The sequence below is a fragment of the Bradyrhizobium algeriense genome (genome assembly GCF_036924595.1).
Lineage (GTDB): Bacteria > Pseudomonadota > Alphaproteobacteria > Rhizobiales > Xanthobacteraceae > Bradyrhizobium > Bradyrhizobium algeriense.
The window spans coordinates 5,242,360-5,258,236 of record NZ_JAZHRV010000001.1 but is presented as its reverse complement, the minus strand read 5'-3'; the positions used below and the strand labels follow the sequence as shown (position 1 = coordinate 5,258,236).

17 protein-coding genes are annotated in these 15,877 nt (G+C 64.1%); 10 read left to right on the top strand and 7 right to left on the bottom strand.

From position 1 onward, the window contains the following. Positions 1–28: 28 nt before the first annotated feature. Positions 29–877 carry a DUF1499 domain-containing protein gene (locus V1286_RS25415; RefSeq protein ID WP_334484112.1) on the bottom strand — a complete coding sequence of 283 codons (849 nt, stop codon included), beginning with the start codon at positions 875–877 and terminating at the stop codon, positions 29–31. Positions 878–1,324: 447 nt separating this feature from the next. Here V1286_RS25415 and V1286_RS25410 point away from each other — a divergent pair, with 447 nt between their 5' ends. From V1286_RS25410 to V1286_RS25400, 3 genes are all read left to right on the top strand, one after another. Beyond that, complete coding sequence (locus V1286_RS25410) at positions 1,325–2,581, top strand: SEL1-like repeat protein (RefSeq protein WP_334484110.1); 1,257 nt, start codon at positions 1,325–1,327, stop codon at positions 2,579–2,581. Between the two features lie 248 nt (positions 2,582–2,829). Further along, positions 2,830–3,144 (top strand): TAXI family TRAP transporter solute-binding subunit, encoded by a 315-nt coding sequence (locus tag V1286_RS25405; protein ID WP_334484108.1) that lies wholly within the window; start codon positions 2,830–2,832, stop codon positions 3,142–3,144. Beyond that, positions 3,138–3,299: a hypothetical protein gene (locus tag V1286_RS25400; RefSeq protein ID WP_334484105.1), complete on the top strand. Its 162-nt coding sequence runs from the start codon at positions 3,138–3,140 to the stop codon at positions 3,297–3,299. The genes V1286_RS25405 and V1286_RS25400 overlap by 7 nt, the downstream gene beginning before the upstream one ends. 175 nt (positions 3,300–3,474) lie before the next feature. Here the strand turns inward: V1286_RS25400 and V1286_RS25395 are convergent, their stop codons facing one another. Then, a complete protein-coding gene (locus V1286_RS25395) occupies positions 3,475–5,103 on the bottom strand; it encodes a fatty-acid--CoA ligase (RefSeq protein WP_334484102.1) in 1,629 nt (542 codons plus the stop codon). A gap of 86 nt (positions 5,104–5,189) precedes the next feature. Here V1286_RS25395 and V1286_RS25390 point away from each other — a divergent pair, with 86 nt between their 5' ends. Then, positions 5,190–6,356, top strand: a complete 1,167-nt coding sequence (locus V1286_RS25390; protein ID WP_417021184.1) for an extensin family protein — start codon at positions 5,190–5,192, stop codon at positions 6,354–6,356. Positions 6,357–6,384: 28 nt separating this feature from the next. Here V1286_RS25390 and V1286_RS25385 read toward each other — a convergent pair whose 3' ends face one another. Further along, positions 6,385–7,074 carry a L,D-transpeptidase gene (locus V1286_RS25385; protein WP_334484096.1) on the bottom strand — a complete coding sequence of 230 codons (690 nt, stop codon included), beginning with the start codon at positions 7,072–7,074 and terminating at the stop codon, positions 6,385–6,387. A gap of 390 nt (positions 7,075–7,464) precedes the next feature. Between V1286_RS25385 and V1286_RS25380 the strand changes: the two genes are divergently transcribed. Together V1286_RS25380 and V1286_RS25375 are read left to right on the top strand one after the other, a co-directional pair. Continuing rightward, positions 7,465–8,442 (top strand): magnesium transporter CorA family protein, encoded by a 978-nt coding sequence (locus V1286_RS25380; protein WP_334484094.1) that lies wholly within the window; start codon positions 7,465–7,467, stop codon positions 8,440–8,442. Between the two features lie 129 nt (positions 8,443–8,571). Next, positions 8,572–8,790: a hypothetical protein gene (locus V1286_RS25375; protein ID WP_108518681.1), complete on the top strand. Its 219-nt coding sequence runs from the start codon at positions 8,572–8,574 to the stop codon at positions 8,788–8,790. A 174-nt stretch (positions 8,791–8,964) separates the two neighbouring features. Here the strand turns inward: V1286_RS25375 and V1286_RS25370 are convergent, their stop codons facing one another. Continuing rightward, positions 8,965–9,717: an SDR family NAD(P)-dependent oxidoreductase gene (locus V1286_RS25370; RefSeq protein ID WP_334484092.1), complete on the bottom strand. Its 753-nt coding sequence runs from the start codon at positions 9,715–9,717 to the stop codon at positions 8,965–8,967. A 40-nt stretch (positions 9,718–9,757) separates the two neighbouring features. After that, positions 9,758–10,399: a pyridoxamine 5'-phosphate oxidase gene (pdxH, locus tag V1286_RS25365; protein WP_334484091.1), complete on the bottom strand. Its 642-nt coding sequence runs from the start codon at positions 10,397–10,399 to the stop codon at positions 9,758–9,760. 122 nt (positions 10,400–10,521) lie between these two features. On the opposite strand from pdxH, the gene V1286_RS25360 reads away from it, so the two are divergent. Both V1286_RS25360 and V1286_RS25355 read left to right on the top strand, forming a co-directional pair. Continuing rightward, positions 10,522–10,929 carry an RT0821/Lpp0805 family surface protein gene (locus V1286_RS25360; RefSeq protein WP_334484088.1) on the top strand — a complete coding sequence of 136 codons (408 nt, stop codon included), beginning with the start codon at positions 10,522–10,524 and terminating at the stop codon, positions 10,927–10,929. Positions 10,930–11,091: 162 nt separating this feature from the next. After that, complete coding sequence (locus V1286_RS25355) at positions 11,092–12,066, top strand: DnaJ C-terminal domain-containing protein (protein ID WP_334484085.1); 975 nt, start codon at positions 11,092–11,094, stop codon at positions 12,064–12,066. Positions 12,067–12,498: 432 nt separating this feature from the next. Here V1286_RS25355 and V1286_RS25350 read toward each other — a convergent pair whose 3' ends face one another. Next, a complete protein-coding gene (locus V1286_RS25350; RefSeq protein ID WP_334484084.1) occupies positions 12,499–13,269 on the bottom strand; it encodes an anti-sigma factor family protein in 771 nt (256 codons plus the stop codon). Positions 13,270–13,336: 67 nt separating this feature from the next. Further along, positions 13,337–13,825, bottom strand: coding sequence for an RNA polymerase sigma factor (locus V1286_RS25345; RefSeq protein WP_057855117.1), 489 nt, complete (start codon positions 13,823–13,825; stop codon positions 13,337–13,339). A gap of 213 nt (positions 13,826–14,038) precedes the next feature. Between V1286_RS25345 and V1286_RS25340 the strand changes: the two genes are divergently transcribed. Further along, the gene (locus V1286_RS25340) at positions 14,039–14,638 is read left to right on the top strand and encodes a histidine phosphatase family protein (protein ID WP_334484079.1); all 600 of its coding nucleotides are present in this window, start codon (positions 14,039–14,041) and stop codon (positions 14,636–14,638) included. A 147-nt stretch (positions 14,639–14,785) separates the two neighbouring features. Beyond that, positions 14,786–15,874, top strand: coding sequence for a chorismate synthase (gene aroC / locus V1286_RS25335; RefSeq protein WP_334484076.1), 1,089 nt, complete (start codon positions 14,786–14,788; stop codon positions 15,872–15,874). Positions 15,875–15,877: the final 3 nt, after the last annotated feature.

The window sequence follows — 15,877 nt, the reverse complement described above, 5'->3', positions numbered from 1 at the left end:
GCGCCCCGGAATGACGCGCTTTCGCGCGTCACTTCTTCACCGTCTTCGCCTGCGCTTTGGCCGGCGCCTGCGGCTTCTTCTGCGCCGGTTTGGCGTTGTCGACGGCGGAATTGATGTCCTCGATCAGCTTTGTCACGCGTGCGGCGTTGCTGCCGAGGTCGCTTTCGAAATAGCGCGAGGAGGAACGGATATCGACGCGCGATTCCTCGCCGTCGGGCGTGATGCGGATCGAGATGTCCTCGCGGAAACCCATGATCGGCGTCCGTGCCACCGCCTCGATGCGGCCGATACGGCGCGGCGGCTGCGGCGGCCGTTCGTCGATCACGAGCCATTTGCGCTTGGTGACCAGCGCCAGCGTCACCTCATAGGCCCGCTGCGGCGGCACTTCGAGCTCCACGGTCTCGATATCGGGATAGGCGGTCCGCTGCTGTTCGGCCGAATAGAGCCCGGCATAAACAGCGGAGTTGGCGCCTTCGCCGCTGCGTAAGCGCGCCAGCGCCTCGAAGCGCGGCGGATCGATCGGATCGGTGGTGATGTCGTGGATCGGCGGCAGCTTGCGGTATTGCAAAGCGAGGTAGGCCGGGTAGGCGAGCAGCACGGTACTGATCAGGAATGCCAGCAGGATCCGGCCCATGCCGCGCGACCCGTTCTGCCAGATCGCGGCAAAGGCGGCGAGGCCGACCAGGATCGACAGCACGGCGCAACCGAGCGCGCCGAAGAAGGTCGCCAGCGCCGGCTTCATCTCCAGGAAGCCGAAGCGGACGATGAGGATCGAGACCACCACCGCGACCACGGCGAAAATGGCGAGGTTGCGCGACCAGGTGGCGAGGCTGGACACGGGCTCCGACTGGTAGGGAGCGGAAAACCTTCGGGCCATCGGTTGAATCTGCCGTGTTGGAGTCTTGGCCGGCGGGCGGGCCGGGCAAACTCGCAGCTTGAGACCACGGCGGGCCGCGAATTTCAAGGTTTGCGCGATACTAATCGGGTTGTAGCAACCTTGCCGGTTAACTATCCCTGTAAATTGATTATTAGTTGTAGATTGAAGTCGGTCCAACTTTCGTCTACCTATCGCCGCCGGGTTGTCGTATTTGCCGCCACATGGGACTGTCCTGCACTGGACACCGGCGGAACTGCCAACCAGAATGGGGAAACGGCGGATGTTCGCCGGAGGCGCTGCAGGATGATCTCAACTCCCGGTCCTTGTTGCCGGGCGGAGCCGCAGGGATGCGGTTGCGCCCTTCCGGAGTTTCTAGGGATCGCTTAGGGCGCAATCGGTGTACGTCCGCAGGGCCGGTGGAAGGCCCTATCAGGGCGGGTGTTCAGTATGAGTGATGCAAAGCACGAAGGATATGTCGGCCCGAACGATCCGGAATATTATGCGCCGCGCGAGCTGAGGGAGCGGGCGACCAGCGAGCAGCCGAGCCCGACGCTCATGCAGAACAACGATGGGTGGCGTCCGCGAATGCCGACGGAAGGACCGTCCTTGCAACCATTTGGCAAGCCTCCACGCCGCCAGGATTCCGAAATGTTCACCAAAGCCGTCGCCCAGGCGATGCAGGAGGCGAGGGATGTGGCGCCGGTCGAAGCGCCGTCCGTGCTCCGCGATCTGTCGGGGCGGCGCGCGCTGTTCCAGCAGGTCATCCGCTTCTCGATCGCGGTGGCGATTGCGGCGAGCATCGCGACGCTTCTCGTGATGGCCATTCCGTCTTCGCAACGCCCCGCCGGCCAGGACAACGCGTCGCTTTCGGCCGCCTGGCAGTCGGTAAAATCGTCGGTGACCCCGGCGCCGCAGCCGTCGGCGCCACAGAAGCGTACGGCGACCCTGGCGGTGCAGGACGGCAGCGGCTTCGCCAACGATCCTGTGCCGCTCGGCATTCATGTAGGCGCTCCGCCGCCCGGCGCGTTCGTATCCATCAACGGACTGACGGCCGGCGCGCGGCTGACGTCCGGAAAGCGTGTTGGTTCCGAGTGGCGCGTGTCGGCGACGGAGATTTCCGGCGTTTCAGTCATTCCGCCTGACGGATTCACCGGCCAGATGCTGGTCACGGCCGAACTGCGGGACGGTGATGGCGTGGCGCTCACCGCCACCTCCACACGGCTGAGCTGGGCGGCAGCGCCAAGCGTTGCAGCACCAAGCCTTCCAGTACCAAGCCTTGCAGCGGTAGCACCAACAAGGGCCGCCGCGGCGCCGCCGGTTGCCGTGCCGCCGCCGGTCGTTCTGCCGCCGCCGGTCGCCGTGGCCGCGGCCGCGCCATCGGCGATGCCGGCCCCGCCGCAGGCGGAGGTCGTGCGCAGCCTCGATCCGAGGGAAGTCGCTGCTCTGATTAAACGCGGACAGGATCTGCTCGCCAGCGGCGACGTCCAGTCGGCGCGGCTGTTGCTGATGCGCGGCGCCGAGGCGCGGAATGCGCGGGCGGCCTTGCTCGTCGGCACCACCTATGATCCGGCGCTGCTCAGGCAGATCGGCGCCGACGGTCCGCTGGCGGACGCCGCGCAGGCCCGCACGTGGTATCAGCGGGCCAAGGAATGGGGCGAACCCGACGCGCAGCGAAAGCTGGAAGCGCTGGCGCTCTCGCGCTGATTTCGACGCGGCGCGTTCGCACGCGCCCGTCAAAGTTTTTTTGAGTACCGGAGTTTTTCCATGACGATGCGATACGCTACCAGCGTGGCGTCTCGCTGCGCGGTCGCGCTGTTATGCGCGACATCGGCCTTCGCCCAAGGTAACCCTCAAGGCAATAAGGGCGAGATCGATCCGGCCGCAGTGAGCGACGGACTGAAGGCAATATTCAGCTATTCCTCAGGCATATCACCAAGCTTTACAATGAAGAGATGCACGTCGTCGCCGGGACGTCGATCCGCAGCCTCGCCGATCTGAACGGCCGGCGCGTCGCCGTCGACCTGCCGAACGGAGGCACGTTCGTCACCGCGATCACCATCTTCGAACGGCTGGGCATCAAGCCGGTCTACGCCTTCATCGAGCAGCGCGTCGCCTATGAAAAGTTGAAGAACGGCGAACTCGATGCCGTCGTAGCCGTGCAGGGAAGCCCGTCCAGGGCCGTCAGCCAGGTCAAGGGTGACACCTGCATTTCGTCCCGATCCCCTATAGCGGGCCGCTGCAGAGCGATTATCTGCCATCCGTGCTGAAGGCCGAGGACAACACGCGCCAGAAGTTCGATGCGTTCATGGCCGCGCAGGCCCGTGACACCGGCGGGCAGGCCACGCGAACGGCGGAGGACGACACGGCGCTCTACCAGCAATTCCTGAAGTGGAAGGAAAGCCAGCCGGGAGCCAGGCGGTAGCGCTGGTTGCTGCCGATCGGGCGATGCACGTCAAAAGGGCGTGCCGCCTCGTGCCCGACGCACCGCGCCGTTCCGATTTCCTCGTTTGCGGGGAACAGATCCTAATCTCCGCATAGTATGCGGAGATTAGCTTTTTGCGGGAAGGCAGCCTTCCTGTTTCCAGGCAGCCTTCGCCTCACGCCGCCGCGTTCGGGAAGCGGTAGCTCTTGAACTGTTCGCGCAACGCCGTTTTCAGGATCTTGCCGGTCGCGGTGTGGGGAATGCCGTCGACGAAGGCGACGTCGTCGGGCATCCACCATTTGGCGATCTTGCCGTCCATGAATTTCAGGATGTCCTCGCGCGTCGCTTGCTGGCCTTGCTTGAGCTGGACGATCAGAAGCGGACGCTCGTCCCATTTGGGATGATAGACGCCGATCACGGCCGCTTCTGCGACCGCGGGGTGGGCGACCGCGAGATTTTCCAGATCGATCGACGAAATCCATTCGCCGCCGGACTTGATGACGTCCTTGGAGCGGTCGGTGATCCGCATATAGCCATGCTGGTCGATGGTCGCGACGTCGCCGGTGTCGAAGAAGCCCTCGTCGTCGAGAATATCTGTATCGATCTTGAAATAGGCTTTGGCGACCGCAGGGCCGCTCACCTTGAGGCGGCCAAAAGTCTTGCCGTCCCACGGCAGTTCCTTGCCGGCATCGTCGGTGATCTTCATCTCGACGCCGAACGGCGGATAGCCCTGGGTCTGCAGGATGTCGAGCCGTTCCTCGCCGGTGAGTTCGGCAAACGGCGGCTTCAGCGCGGCGACAGTGCCGATCGGGCTCATTTCGGTCATGCCCCAGGCGTGGCGCACGCGAACGCCCATGTCGACGAACGACTTGATCATCGTGCGCGGCATCGCCGAGCCGCCGCACACCACGCTCTTCAGGTGGGGCAGCTTCAGATTGCCGGCCGACATGTGGTTGAGCAGCATCAGCCACACCGTCGGCACGCCGGCAGTGTGCGTGACCTTCTCGGTGTCGAGCAGTTCATAGACCGAAGCACCGTCGAGCTTGGCGCCCGGCATCACGAGCTTGGTGCCCATCGAAGGCGCGGAGAATGCGATGCCCCAGCTGTTGGCATGGAACAATGGCACCACCGGCAGCATTGTCTCGGTGGCGCTGGTGCCGAGCGCGTCGACATTGTTGGCCATCAATCCGTGCAGCACGTTGGAGCGGTGCGAATACAACACGCCTTTCGGATCGCCCGTGGTGCCCGAGGTGTAGCACATCGCGGCCGCGGTGTTTTCGTCAAAGTCCTTCCAGTTGAACTTGCCGTCGGCTTCCGCGATCCAGTCCTCATAGGCGACCGCGTTCTTCAGCGTGGTCTGCGGCATGTGGGCCTTGTCGGTCAGCACGATGTAGCGTTCGACGCTCGGCAGCTGGGCTGCGATCTTTTCCAGGATCGGCACGAAGGTGATGTCGACCATCACCACGCGGTCCTGCGCGTGGTTGATGATCCAGGCAATCTGGTCGGGGAACAACCGCGGATTGACGGTGTGGCAGATCGCGCCGATCCCCATGATGCCGTACCAGGCTTCGAGATGGCGCCAGGTATTCCAGGCGATGGTGGCGACGCGGTCACCGAGCTTGATGCCGTCGCGGTCCAGCCGTTGCGATACTTTCAGTGCGCGTGCATGAATTTCGGCGTAATTGGTGCGATGAATGGGGCCTTCGACCGACCGCGTGACGACCTCTTGCGTGCCGTGGTACTTCGCCGCGTGTTCAATAATCCGATGGCACAGCAAAGGCCAGTCTTGCATCAATCCGAGCATACGCACTTTCCTCCGATGGTTTTGTTCGTTGCCGCACGATCCGCCGACTCTACGGGCGGATCGCGGGTTTGGTTCATGGAATTGACATGAACTCTACCGCGCAGAAGGCAAGCCGAAAATGGGCTAATGGCACCTTTCGCCGCATTGGAGCGGCAATGGTTACCGTTGCCGTCGCGGCAATCCTGATTGGCATGCCAGTCGAGCCGGCCTGGGCGGCGAAACGGTCGCGCGCTGCGCCGTGGGACGACCTGTTCAGGCATTTATCGCCAAGGGAACGGGGAGGGCCGCGACCGACGGCGCGGCGTGCGGCGGCGCCGGTGCTGCCGGTGCCGCTGCCGAAGCCTCGCCCGTCCGAGGCCCCTTCGGCCGAGCGCGACAAGCCGGACAAGGAGCAGCTGGCCTCTCCCCCGAACGGCAAGCCCGACCAGCAGGCCGTGCCGGCGCCGCCGCCTACGCCACAGCCGTCGGCCTGCCGGCTGGCGCTGACGGACCAAGTCGCCATTGCGCCCAGCATCCCCGACATCAAGGGCGCCGACGGCTGCGGCGGCGAGGATCTGGTGCGGCTGGAGGCGATCGTGCTGCCAGACAAGCGGCGGGTTTCGGTGAAGCCGGCGGCGATCCTGCGCTGTACCATGGCGTCCGCGCTGGCCGAATGGATCCGCAGCGATATCGCGCCGCTGGCGGAGCGCCTCGGCAGCTCCATCTCCGATCTCGACAATTTCGACTCGTTCGAGTGCCGCGGCCGCAACCGCATCGTCGGCGCCAGGCTCTCCGAGCACGGCCGCGCCAACGCGCTTGACGTTCGCGCCTTCAAGTTCGCCGACGGCAGCTTGATCTCGCTGACCGACCGCACCGTGCCGCGGGGATTGCGCGAGAGCGTGCTGCATTCCGCCTGCAAGCGGTTCTCGACGGTGCTGGGTCCAGGCTCGGACTGGTACCATGAAGACCATATCCATCTCGACCTGATGGAGCGGCGTGGCAATTACCGGATCTGCCAGTGGGACGTGTGGGACCCGCTGCCGCAGAAAGCGCCGCTATTGCCGGCCGAGCGGCCCGACGAAGCGCCGCCGCGCGAGGTCGTCGCCAAACCGGGCGACGCCAAGTCTGATGCGAAGTCTGGTGCGAAGTCTGATGCGAAGTCCGATGCCGAGCTGGACGCTGAAAAATCGAATGCCGAAAAAACTGAAGAGGCCGAACCGCCGCGCGAGGAGAAGCCTGCAAAGAAAAAGCGCCGGCAAAACCGGCGCTCTTGATCTTCGGCTGCGGAGTAGCCGGCGCCGGCTACTGCGGCGTCGGGCCGTTGTGGCCGCCGCCCTGCAGTGCCATCTTGGAATTGAACGGCGAGTCGCCCTGCTTGGGTTCGAGCACGACGACGACCGTACCCTGCTTCACCCGGCTGTAGAGGTCGATGACGTCCTCGTTGGTCATGCGGATGCAGCCCGACGAAATCGAGGCGCCGATATATTCCGGCTGGTTGGTGCCGTGGATGCGGAACAGCGTGTCCTTGTTGCCCTGATAGAGATAGAGCGCGCGGGCGCCGAGCGGATTGTCGACGCCGCCGGGTACCGAGGCCGGGAGGCCTTCGATGCGCTTGTGAATGTCGGCGGTGGGTGTCCACTTTGGCCATTCGGCCATGTTGCCGACGCGGGCGATGCCGGAGAAGGCGAGGGCTTCCTCGCCGACGGTAACGCCGTAACGGATCGCCTTGCCGCCGTCCTGAACCAGATAGAGATAGTGGTTATCGGAATCGACGACGATGGTGCCGGGCAGTTCCTTGCGGTGATAGTCGACGATGGCGCGGCGGAACGGCTCTGCCGGCGGAACCGCGGCGTAGCGCGCCTTGGCGAGCTGGGCCTTGTCGTTCGGCTTGAGGGTGGCTTCAGGGGCGGCCTGATAGGTGGTTGCCGGCATGCAACCAGACAACGCAAGGCCGGCGGCGAGCAGCCCCAGGATTACTTTCAGCGACGACATGGTACACTTCCAATCGAAAGTCTGGCGTTCGCGGCAACAGATGTTGCGCCAAAAACGCGACGATTCCATTAATCCCATTATCCGCAAAAGCTGGCATTTATGCCAGCGTTTGCACGCCCGTTTCGCGCTGCGGAAGCGCGGCTGTGGCTTTTATGCCGCAAATTTTGCGACCTGCGGTTGAGTTCCGGACAGGGGGTACGCCGGGGCCGAATCTCGGCCGCGTGGGCGCCGCCTCACCGCCACAAATGTGGATCGGCGGTTAATGCGCCGGTCATCAAGCGCTTGCCAGAATCGGGTTTAGTGCCGCTGGGTGCTCTGGCGTTTTCAAGCGAAATGGGTACCGGTTCGCGTCGAGACGAGAGATTTGCCGCCCTGTTTCCGGAGTTGCCCATGTTTTCGGTGTTTGTTCCCTCCGAATCCGCCCTGAAAAAGCTGCCGGCCGTCGAGCCGGCACTGTTGCCGGACAATGCGGTCTGGATCGACCTGTTGAACCCCACGATGGAGGAGGACCGCGCGGTCGAGCGGCTGGCCGGAATCGCGGTCCCGACCCGGGAAGACATGCAGGAGATCGAGATTTCCAGCCGGCTCTATATCGAGAACGGCGCCCGTTACATGACCGCAACGCTGATGTGCCAATCCGACACCGATATGCCGAAAACGACGGCCGTCACCTTCATCCTGGCCGGTCACCGCCTGGTCACGGTGCGCTACGACGAGCCGAAGCCGTTTGCCCTCGTCGAGCACAAGCTGGCGCGCTCATGCATGCCGGGGATCTCGGGCGAAATGGTGCTGATGGAACTGCTGGACGCGGTGATCGACCGCTGCGCCGACATTCTGGAGCGCGCCGGCGCCGAGGTCGATCAGGTTTCCCACGACATCTTCGAGCCTGAAAGCGCGCGCCACGGCCAGGCCAAGCGATATTCCCAGATCCTGATCGCGATCGGCCGCAAGGGGGATCTGGTCTCGAAGATCCGGGAGAGCCTGGTCTCGATCGGCCGCGTCGTCACCTTCCTGTCGGCGGTGGTGGAAGGCGTCAAATGGTCCAAGGACATGCGCGAGCAGCTCAAGACCATGCAGCGCGACGTCGCCTCGCTGACCGACCATTCGTCCTATCTCTCCAACAAGATCACCTTCACGCTCGATGCCATGCTCGGCGTCGTCAATCTCGAGCAGAACAACATCATCAAGCTGTTCTCGGTGATGGCCGTCGTCCTGATGCCGCCGACGCTGATCGCCTCGATCTACGGCATGAACTTCAAGGCGATGCCGGAACTCGAATGGGCGCACGGCTATCCAATGGCGCTCGTCATGATGCTCATGGCAGCGGTGCTGCCGTATTTTCTCTTCAAGTGGAAGAAGTGGCTGTAGATCAGCGGTTCCCTGCCGTTCCACATCTGCGAAGATCGACTCAATTCCACCGCTAAAATTTGAGCAGTGCGCTGAACGAATGATCGAAACTTGTCTGCGATAACGTATTTCTCAGGCCGCGAGGATCCCATGGTTGAGAAACTCATAATGTCGCCACGCAACGTCATCGATCTTGCGCGCTATCAGCAGGCCCGCGTCGTTGGCAAGGCGCAGGCGTTCTCGACGCGGCTTTGCCGGCACTGCGGTGCTGTGCTGGCGGACGGCGAGAACGAGGACGAGTGTTCGAGCACGCTTAACGTTGCTGCGACCACACTGCGCACGGCGCAACGAAAGTTTTACGCGGAGTGATGTTGCTTCCGCAATCACCGACCTCATCCCGAGGCACGCGCCGTTGCGCGTCTCGAAGTCGCGTAGGGTGGGCAAAGGCGCACTTGCGCCGTGCCCACCAGCATCCTGCGCTGAAAGAAATGGTGGGCACGCTTCGCTTTGCCCACCCTACGCGACCTGTGATCACATCCTGCGCTAGACGTGCTGGCCGCCGTTGATGTGGATCTCGGCGCCGTTCACATACGAACTGGTTTCCGTGCACAGCACATAGATGATCTTCGCGACTTCGTCCGGCGTGCCGAGCCGGTGCATCGGAATCTGCTGCTCGACGATCTTCTCGGTGCCCGGCGACAGGATCGAGGTGTCGATCTCGCCCGGCGCGATCGAGTTGACGCGGACGCCGACGCGGCCGAAATCGGACGCCATTTCCCGTGTCAGTGAAGCCAGCGCCGCCTTCGAGGTCGCATAGGCGACGCCGGCGAACGGGTGCACGCGCGAGCCCGCGATCGAGGTGACGTTCACCACCGCGCCCTTGGCGTGCTTCAACTCCTCGATCAGCCCGCGCGCCATCATGATCGGCGCGAAGAAGTTGACGCGAAAAACATGACTCCAGGTGTCGATGTCGGTGTCCATGGTGCCGAGCCGGCCGCCGCCCGGGCCCTTCGGCGAGATCGCGGCGTTGTTGACCAGCGCATGCAGCTCGTCGTTCTCCAGCCGCCTGCGGATCTCGGAGATCGCGCGCGTGGTGTCGGCGTGGTCGGCGAGGTCGACCTCGATGTGGTCCTCCGGGCCTGCGCCCCACGGGCAGATTTCCGGAAAGGCGTGCCGCGAGCAGGTGATGACGCGCCAGCCGGCCGAGGAGAACCGGATCGCGGTGGCATGGCCGATGCCGCGGCTGGCGCCGGTCAAGAGTAGCGTGCGCCGCGGCGCGTTGGATGAAGAGGGCATGTAGGTCTTTCAGCTTTGAACAGCGTCTAGGCTCGTGGCATCAGGGATAGAGCCGCACCTTGCTCCAGGCTTGTGCCGGCGCATCGCGGCGGAATTCGATGCGGTCGTGCAGGCGGAACGGGCGGTCATGCCAGAATTCGATACGTGTGGGGTGAATGCGCCAGCCGCTCCACCCCTGCGGGCGCGGGACTTCGCTGATGACGTATTTGGCGGCGACCTTGGCGATCGCCTGCTCGAAGGCAAAGCGGCTCTCCAGCGGCTGCGACTGCTTGCTGGCCCAGGCGCCGATCTGCGCCTGCTTCGGGCGCGTGGCGAAATAGGCGTCGGCTTCCTCTGATGTCACCGGCGACACGTTGCCGCGGATGCGGACCTGACGGCGCAGCGACTTCCAGTGAAATAGTAAAGCCGCCTTAGGATTTGCGGCGAGTTCGCGGCCCTTCTGGCTGGCGATGTGGCTGTAGAACACGAAACCATCCGCATCATAGCCCTTCATCAGCACCATCCGGACGTCGGGCAGCCCGTCGCTGTCGACGGTCGCCAGCGCCATCGCGTTGGGATCGTTCGGTTCGGACTTCACGGCTTCCGCAAACCATTCGGCGAACAGCGCAAACGGTTCCTCGGCCGCGGTAAAATCACCCGATGTTAACGGTGCCGGGTGTTTGATGGAGGTCGTGTCCGTCATGGCAGGAGTCCCAGTTGCGTCCATTCGCGTCCCAGAGCGCGTTGCAGCCCCGATACGGGCTCGCTCTATATAGGGCATGGGGACGCGTTGGCCTATCGGCGATCGGGCCGAGCGGCGCAGTGATGACCTTGATTTTGATCGGTCTCGGCTCGGGCGGCTGCAGCCTGTCGCGCCCGGACGCCTATGCCAGGATGAACGCCGCCGACGTCACGGGTTCGCTGAGCAAGCAACCGGGCACGGCGCCGGCGCCGACCGAGAGCGACCTTGCCTTTGCACGCACCGCCGCCTCCGACGTGCTGACCAAGGGCGACAAGGATTCCAGCCAGCCTTGGGAAAATCCGGAAACCGGCGCGCGCGGCTCGGTGACGCCGCTGTCGCAGGCCTATTCCGCCGAAGACGGGCGCACCTGCCGGGATTTCCTGGCGAGCTACGTCAACGGCCGTGCGGAAAGCTGGCTGCAGGGCGCTGCCTGCAAAGCCGGCCGTGGCCGATGGGAGATCCACACCATCAAGCCCTGGACGAGGGGATAAGGCCTGAAAGGTTTTCGAGCCAAGCCTTTTTCCAGCCAAGACTTTTTCAAGCAAAGCCGTCAGGCTAGTTGCAAAAATGCAACTGGATCCCCAGATGAAGCCAAAGCGGGCGAATTGTCCTAAGCTTCAACAAACCGAATTCCCGTGAAGGAGACCTGACGGATGCGCGACCCCTATGAGGTCTTGGGGGTGCCGCGGGGCGCCAGCGCTGCGGCGATCAAGAGTGCCTATCGCAAGCTCGCCAAGAAGCATCACCCGGATAACAACAAGAACGATCCGAAGGCGGCTGCGCGCTTTTCCGAGATCAATTCCGCCAACGAGATCATCGGCGACGAGGATAAGCGCAAGCAGTTCGACCGCGGTGAGATCGACGCCGAGGGCAAGCCACGTTTCCAAGGCTTTTCTGGCAGCGGTTTTCCCGGCGGCGACCCGCGCGGCCGCGCCGGTGGAGCTGGTGGCTTCGAGTCCTACAGCTTCCGCACCGGTGGCGGTCCCGGCGGCGCGGGCGGGGCGGGCTTTGAGGATATCCTCAACAGCATGTTCGGCGGCGCGGCCAGGGGTGGACGTCCGGGCGGCGGCCGGACCTTTGAATTCGACACCGGCGGGATCGGTCTCGATCTCGATCTGAACGTCGCCATGACGGTGTCGCTGGAAGAGTCGGTCAGGGGCGGGGAAAAGCGCGTTCGCCTGCCGACCGGCAAGGAGCTCAACGTCAGGATTCCGGCAGGCGTCATCGCCGGCCAGCAGATCCGGCTGAAGGGGCAGGGCGAAACCGCGCCGGGCCACCCGCCGGGCGATCTGCTGATTACGGTCAGCATCGCACCGCATCCCTTTTTCAAGGTCGAGGGCAGCGATTTGCGGCTGGATCTGCCCATTACGCTCTATGAGGCGGTGCTGGGCGGCAAGGTCCGGGTGCCGACGCTCGGCAGCGCGGTGGAACTGTCGATTCCGAAAAACACCTCCAGCGGCCGCATTTTCCGCCTCAAGGGCAAGGGTTTGCCCAAGGCGGGGGGAACCGGGGACCTGTTCGTCACCACCCGAATTATTCTGCCCGACGGGAACGATGCCGAGCTTGAGGCATTGATGGAAAAGTGGCGCGACGGCCACCCTTATAATCCGCGCAGTGATTTCGGCTGAGTCGAGTGATTCGGCCGCGATTCGCGCCACGAAAACGCGTGTCGAACAGTACGGGGCCTGGCAGGAATTTTTCCCGACGAATCAGTCTATTTCCTTGAAAACAAATGGTTTCTTGGAAAAAGGGGCGGCCTCGAAAGGGGGACCAGCGCGGTACCAAACCCCGATCGAGGCCGCTTGCGCCGATCGGCGGATCGAACGCTGCTCATTTTCGCGTGATCACCCGGTGCATTAATGAGACGCGCTGGTGGTTTGATTCCAGATTTTCGATGTCAGAATTTGGACAAGCGGTGCGGTGTTGCTTATCCGCCGCTTTTCTTGGCGGTAGCGGAGCCAACGGGTCGCGCGAATGCGCGCGCGATGACAGGCTCCGCGCAATCCGGGAACACGCCATCCGCTCGCACTGATCCCAGGTTTCGCTGAGCTTCACCCGGGTTAGCCCTTCTTCTCCATCTGGTCGTAGATGGCCTGGGCGACCTGGGTCAGTCGCCCCCGGTCGACGCCGGTGGACACCACGGCATAGATGACGCCGTCATCGGCCCAAAACAGCGTGCTTTCCTTGCCTTCCGCCGCGTATCGCATCTGCGTCGCCTCGGCGTTCGATTTCGCGGTGTAGATCGTAAAACGTTCGCCCGAGGCGCTTTCGTACATCATGAAGGACGCCGGACCCCCGGAGCCCGGCAGCAGCCGACCGCCGACCAGCTTCAATCCGGCATTCGTCAGTTCTGGCGCGCGGACGACCCAGCCGCAGCGCTTGGTCAGCCATTGCTGCAGATGGTTGCGTTCGTTGCCCGGCACCTCGACGGGATGCCGCACCTCCACCACGTAAAGCCGGTGCGCTTCGATCGCGTGCACCGTCAGATTTTGGAAAGCGGAGGGTGCCGCCGTCGCGCCGCGCGCGAGCCAGCCGACGCTGCCGCCGACGATGAACGCCGCCAGCGTGGCCGCGATCGCGCCGTAGACCAATTTGCGCGGCTGTTGCACCAGCCGCTCGATTTCGAGCCGCTTCGGCACGGCTTCATCGACAACCGAATCGTACCTGGTGTGCAGCGCGTCCGCCATCGCGCGCCACGACTGCACCCGCGCGGCATCGTCGGGATGCGAGGCGAGCCACGTCTCGACGTCACCGCTCCGTTCCGCCGGCAGCTCGTTGTCGACGTAAGCATGCAGCTCGTCTTCGGTGACGGGAATGTTGCGATCGGTCATTGTCGTCGTCTCTGTCTCTTCCTGATCCTGCGTCTATTCTCTGATCCGCCTGTACGTCACGTTTTCATCACTTCACCCGCCGCAGCGCCGCACGCTCGCCCTCGAGCGAAGCTTTGACATGCGCGCGTGCGCGTGCAAGCCGGGACATTACGGTGCCGATCGGCACGCCCTGGATCTCGGCGACCTCGCGGTAGCTCAGTCCTTCCAGCATCACCAGGAGCAGCACCGAGCGCTGTTCTTCCACCAGCGTTGCCAGCGCGCGGGCGATATCGCGGCCCTCCGCCTCGGTGCCGCTGGCGTCGGGGTTGTTGTCGAGCAGCGGCATGAATTGCGGCCGCCGCGCCAGCGACCGCCGCCGGTTCTTGTTCAAATTGGTCAGGATCGTATAGAGCCAGCTCCTGACGTCGCCGCCGAGAAACAGCCGTTCCGAACGCAACGCACGCACCAGCGTGTCCTGCACCAGATCATCGGCGATGTCGGCATCGCGCGCGAGTGCACGTGCATAGCGACGGAGCGCCGGAATCATGGCTTCGACACTTTGACGAAACGCGCTCATCGGTACCGGATTGCAAGAGTTACGAGGCGCGAACGCCTTACCCAACATAACACCCAATTGACGTGTCTATTCCAGCCATCGAGGCGCATCGGAAACAGCGTTAATCCGAAGCGCGGATTTGGGCTCGACCGCGCGGGAGTGCTGGTGTACCTCCAGGCTCCAGAACAAAGCTCGCCATCGCCTTTTCCGAGCAAGGAATAGCCTGATCGTCCGATGCCCGCGCCCGTGATCTATTACATCCGCCATGGCGAGACGTCGTGGAATGCGGAAGGCAGGCTGCAGGGCGCGCAGGACATTCCGCTCAACGATCTCGGCCGCAGGCAGGCGGCGCATGCCGGCAATGTCCTCGCCGAGCTGCTCTTGCGCGATGGCCGCGACAGGTGCGCGCTGCCGTTCGTTGCAAGCCCGCTCGGCCGGGCGCGGGCGACGATGGAGCTGGTGCGCGGTGCCCTGAAACTTCCACTGGAAGACTACGCGCTCGACGATCGCCTGCGCGAGATCGGCTACGGCGTCTGGGAGGGCTCGACGCTGGCCGAGATGCAGGCCGCCGACCCTGTGCTCTATGCCAAGCGGCTGACCGCGAAGTGGACGATGGCGCCGGAAGGCGGCGAGACCTACGCCGAGGTGCAGCACCGGATGCGCGACTGGTACGATTCCGTGACGACCGATACCGTCGCCGTGGCCCATGGCGGCACGGCGCGGGCGCTGATGGTGGCGCTGGGCATCGAAACGCCGGCCAGCGCCGCCGACCTCCTGATCGAGCAGGGGGCGGTTTATGTGTTCAGGGACGGCGGGTTGAAGAAGTATAGTTAACCAGTCTCCGTCATGCCCGGGCTTGTCCCGGGCATCCACGTCTTCCTTCGAATGCGCCGCCAAGCAAGACGTGGATGGCCGGGACAAGCCCGGCCATGACGATGAGAGGGCATTTGACCCCTCCAACGGCGCGCGTTACGACACACCATGTCCCACAACACCTTCGGCCATCTGTTCCGGGTCACGACCTTCGGCGAAAGCCACGGGATCGCGATCGGCTGCGTGGTCGATGGCTGCCCGCCGCTGATCCCGCTGACCAACGAGGACATCCAGCGCGATCTCGACCGCCGCCGTCCCGGCCAATCGCGCTTCACCACCCAGCGCCAGGAGCCGGACGCGGTCAAAATCCTGTCCGGCGTGATGGCCCATCCGGAGACCGGCGTGCAGGTGACGACGGGAACGCCGATCGCGCTGCTGATCGAGAACACCGATCAGCGCTCCAAGGACTACTCCGAGATCAAGGACAAGTTTCGTCCCGGCCACGCCGACTTCACCTATGAGGCCAAATACGGCCTGCGCGACTATCGCGGCGGCGGACGGTCGTCGGCGCGCGAGACCGCCACGCGCGTCGCCGCCGGCGCCATTGCGCGCAAAATTCTCCCCGACGTGAAGGTGCGCGGCGCGCTGGTGCAGATGGGCCCGCACAAGATCGACCGCGACAAATGGGACTGGGACGAGATCGCGCGCAATCCGTTCTTCTGCCCGGACAAGAACAGTGCGGCGTTCTTCGAGACATATCTCGACGGCATCCGCAAGAGCGGTTCCTCGATCGGCGCCGTCATCGAGGTGGTCGCCGAAGGCGTGCCGGCCGGATGGGGCGCGCCGATCTATGCCAAGCTCGACGGCGAACTGGCGGCGGCGATGATGAGCATCAACGCGGTGAAGGGCGTCGAGATCGGCGCAGGCTTTGGCGCTGCCGAATTGTCGGGCGAGGAAAACGCCGACGAGATGCGCACCGGCAATAACGGTACGCGGTTTTTGTCGAACAATGCCGGCGGCGTGCTCGGCGGCATCTCGACCGGCCAGCCGGTGGTGGTGCGCTTTGCGGTGAAGCCGACCTCGTCGATCCTCTCGCCGCGCCAGACGGTCGACCGCAAGGGCGCCGACATCGACATCATGACCAAGGGCCGCCACGATCCCTGCGTCGGCATCCGCGCTGTGCCAGTGGGCGAGGCGATGATGGCCTGCGTGCTCGCCGATCACTTCCTTCGCCACCGCGGCCAGGTCGGCAGGTAGGCC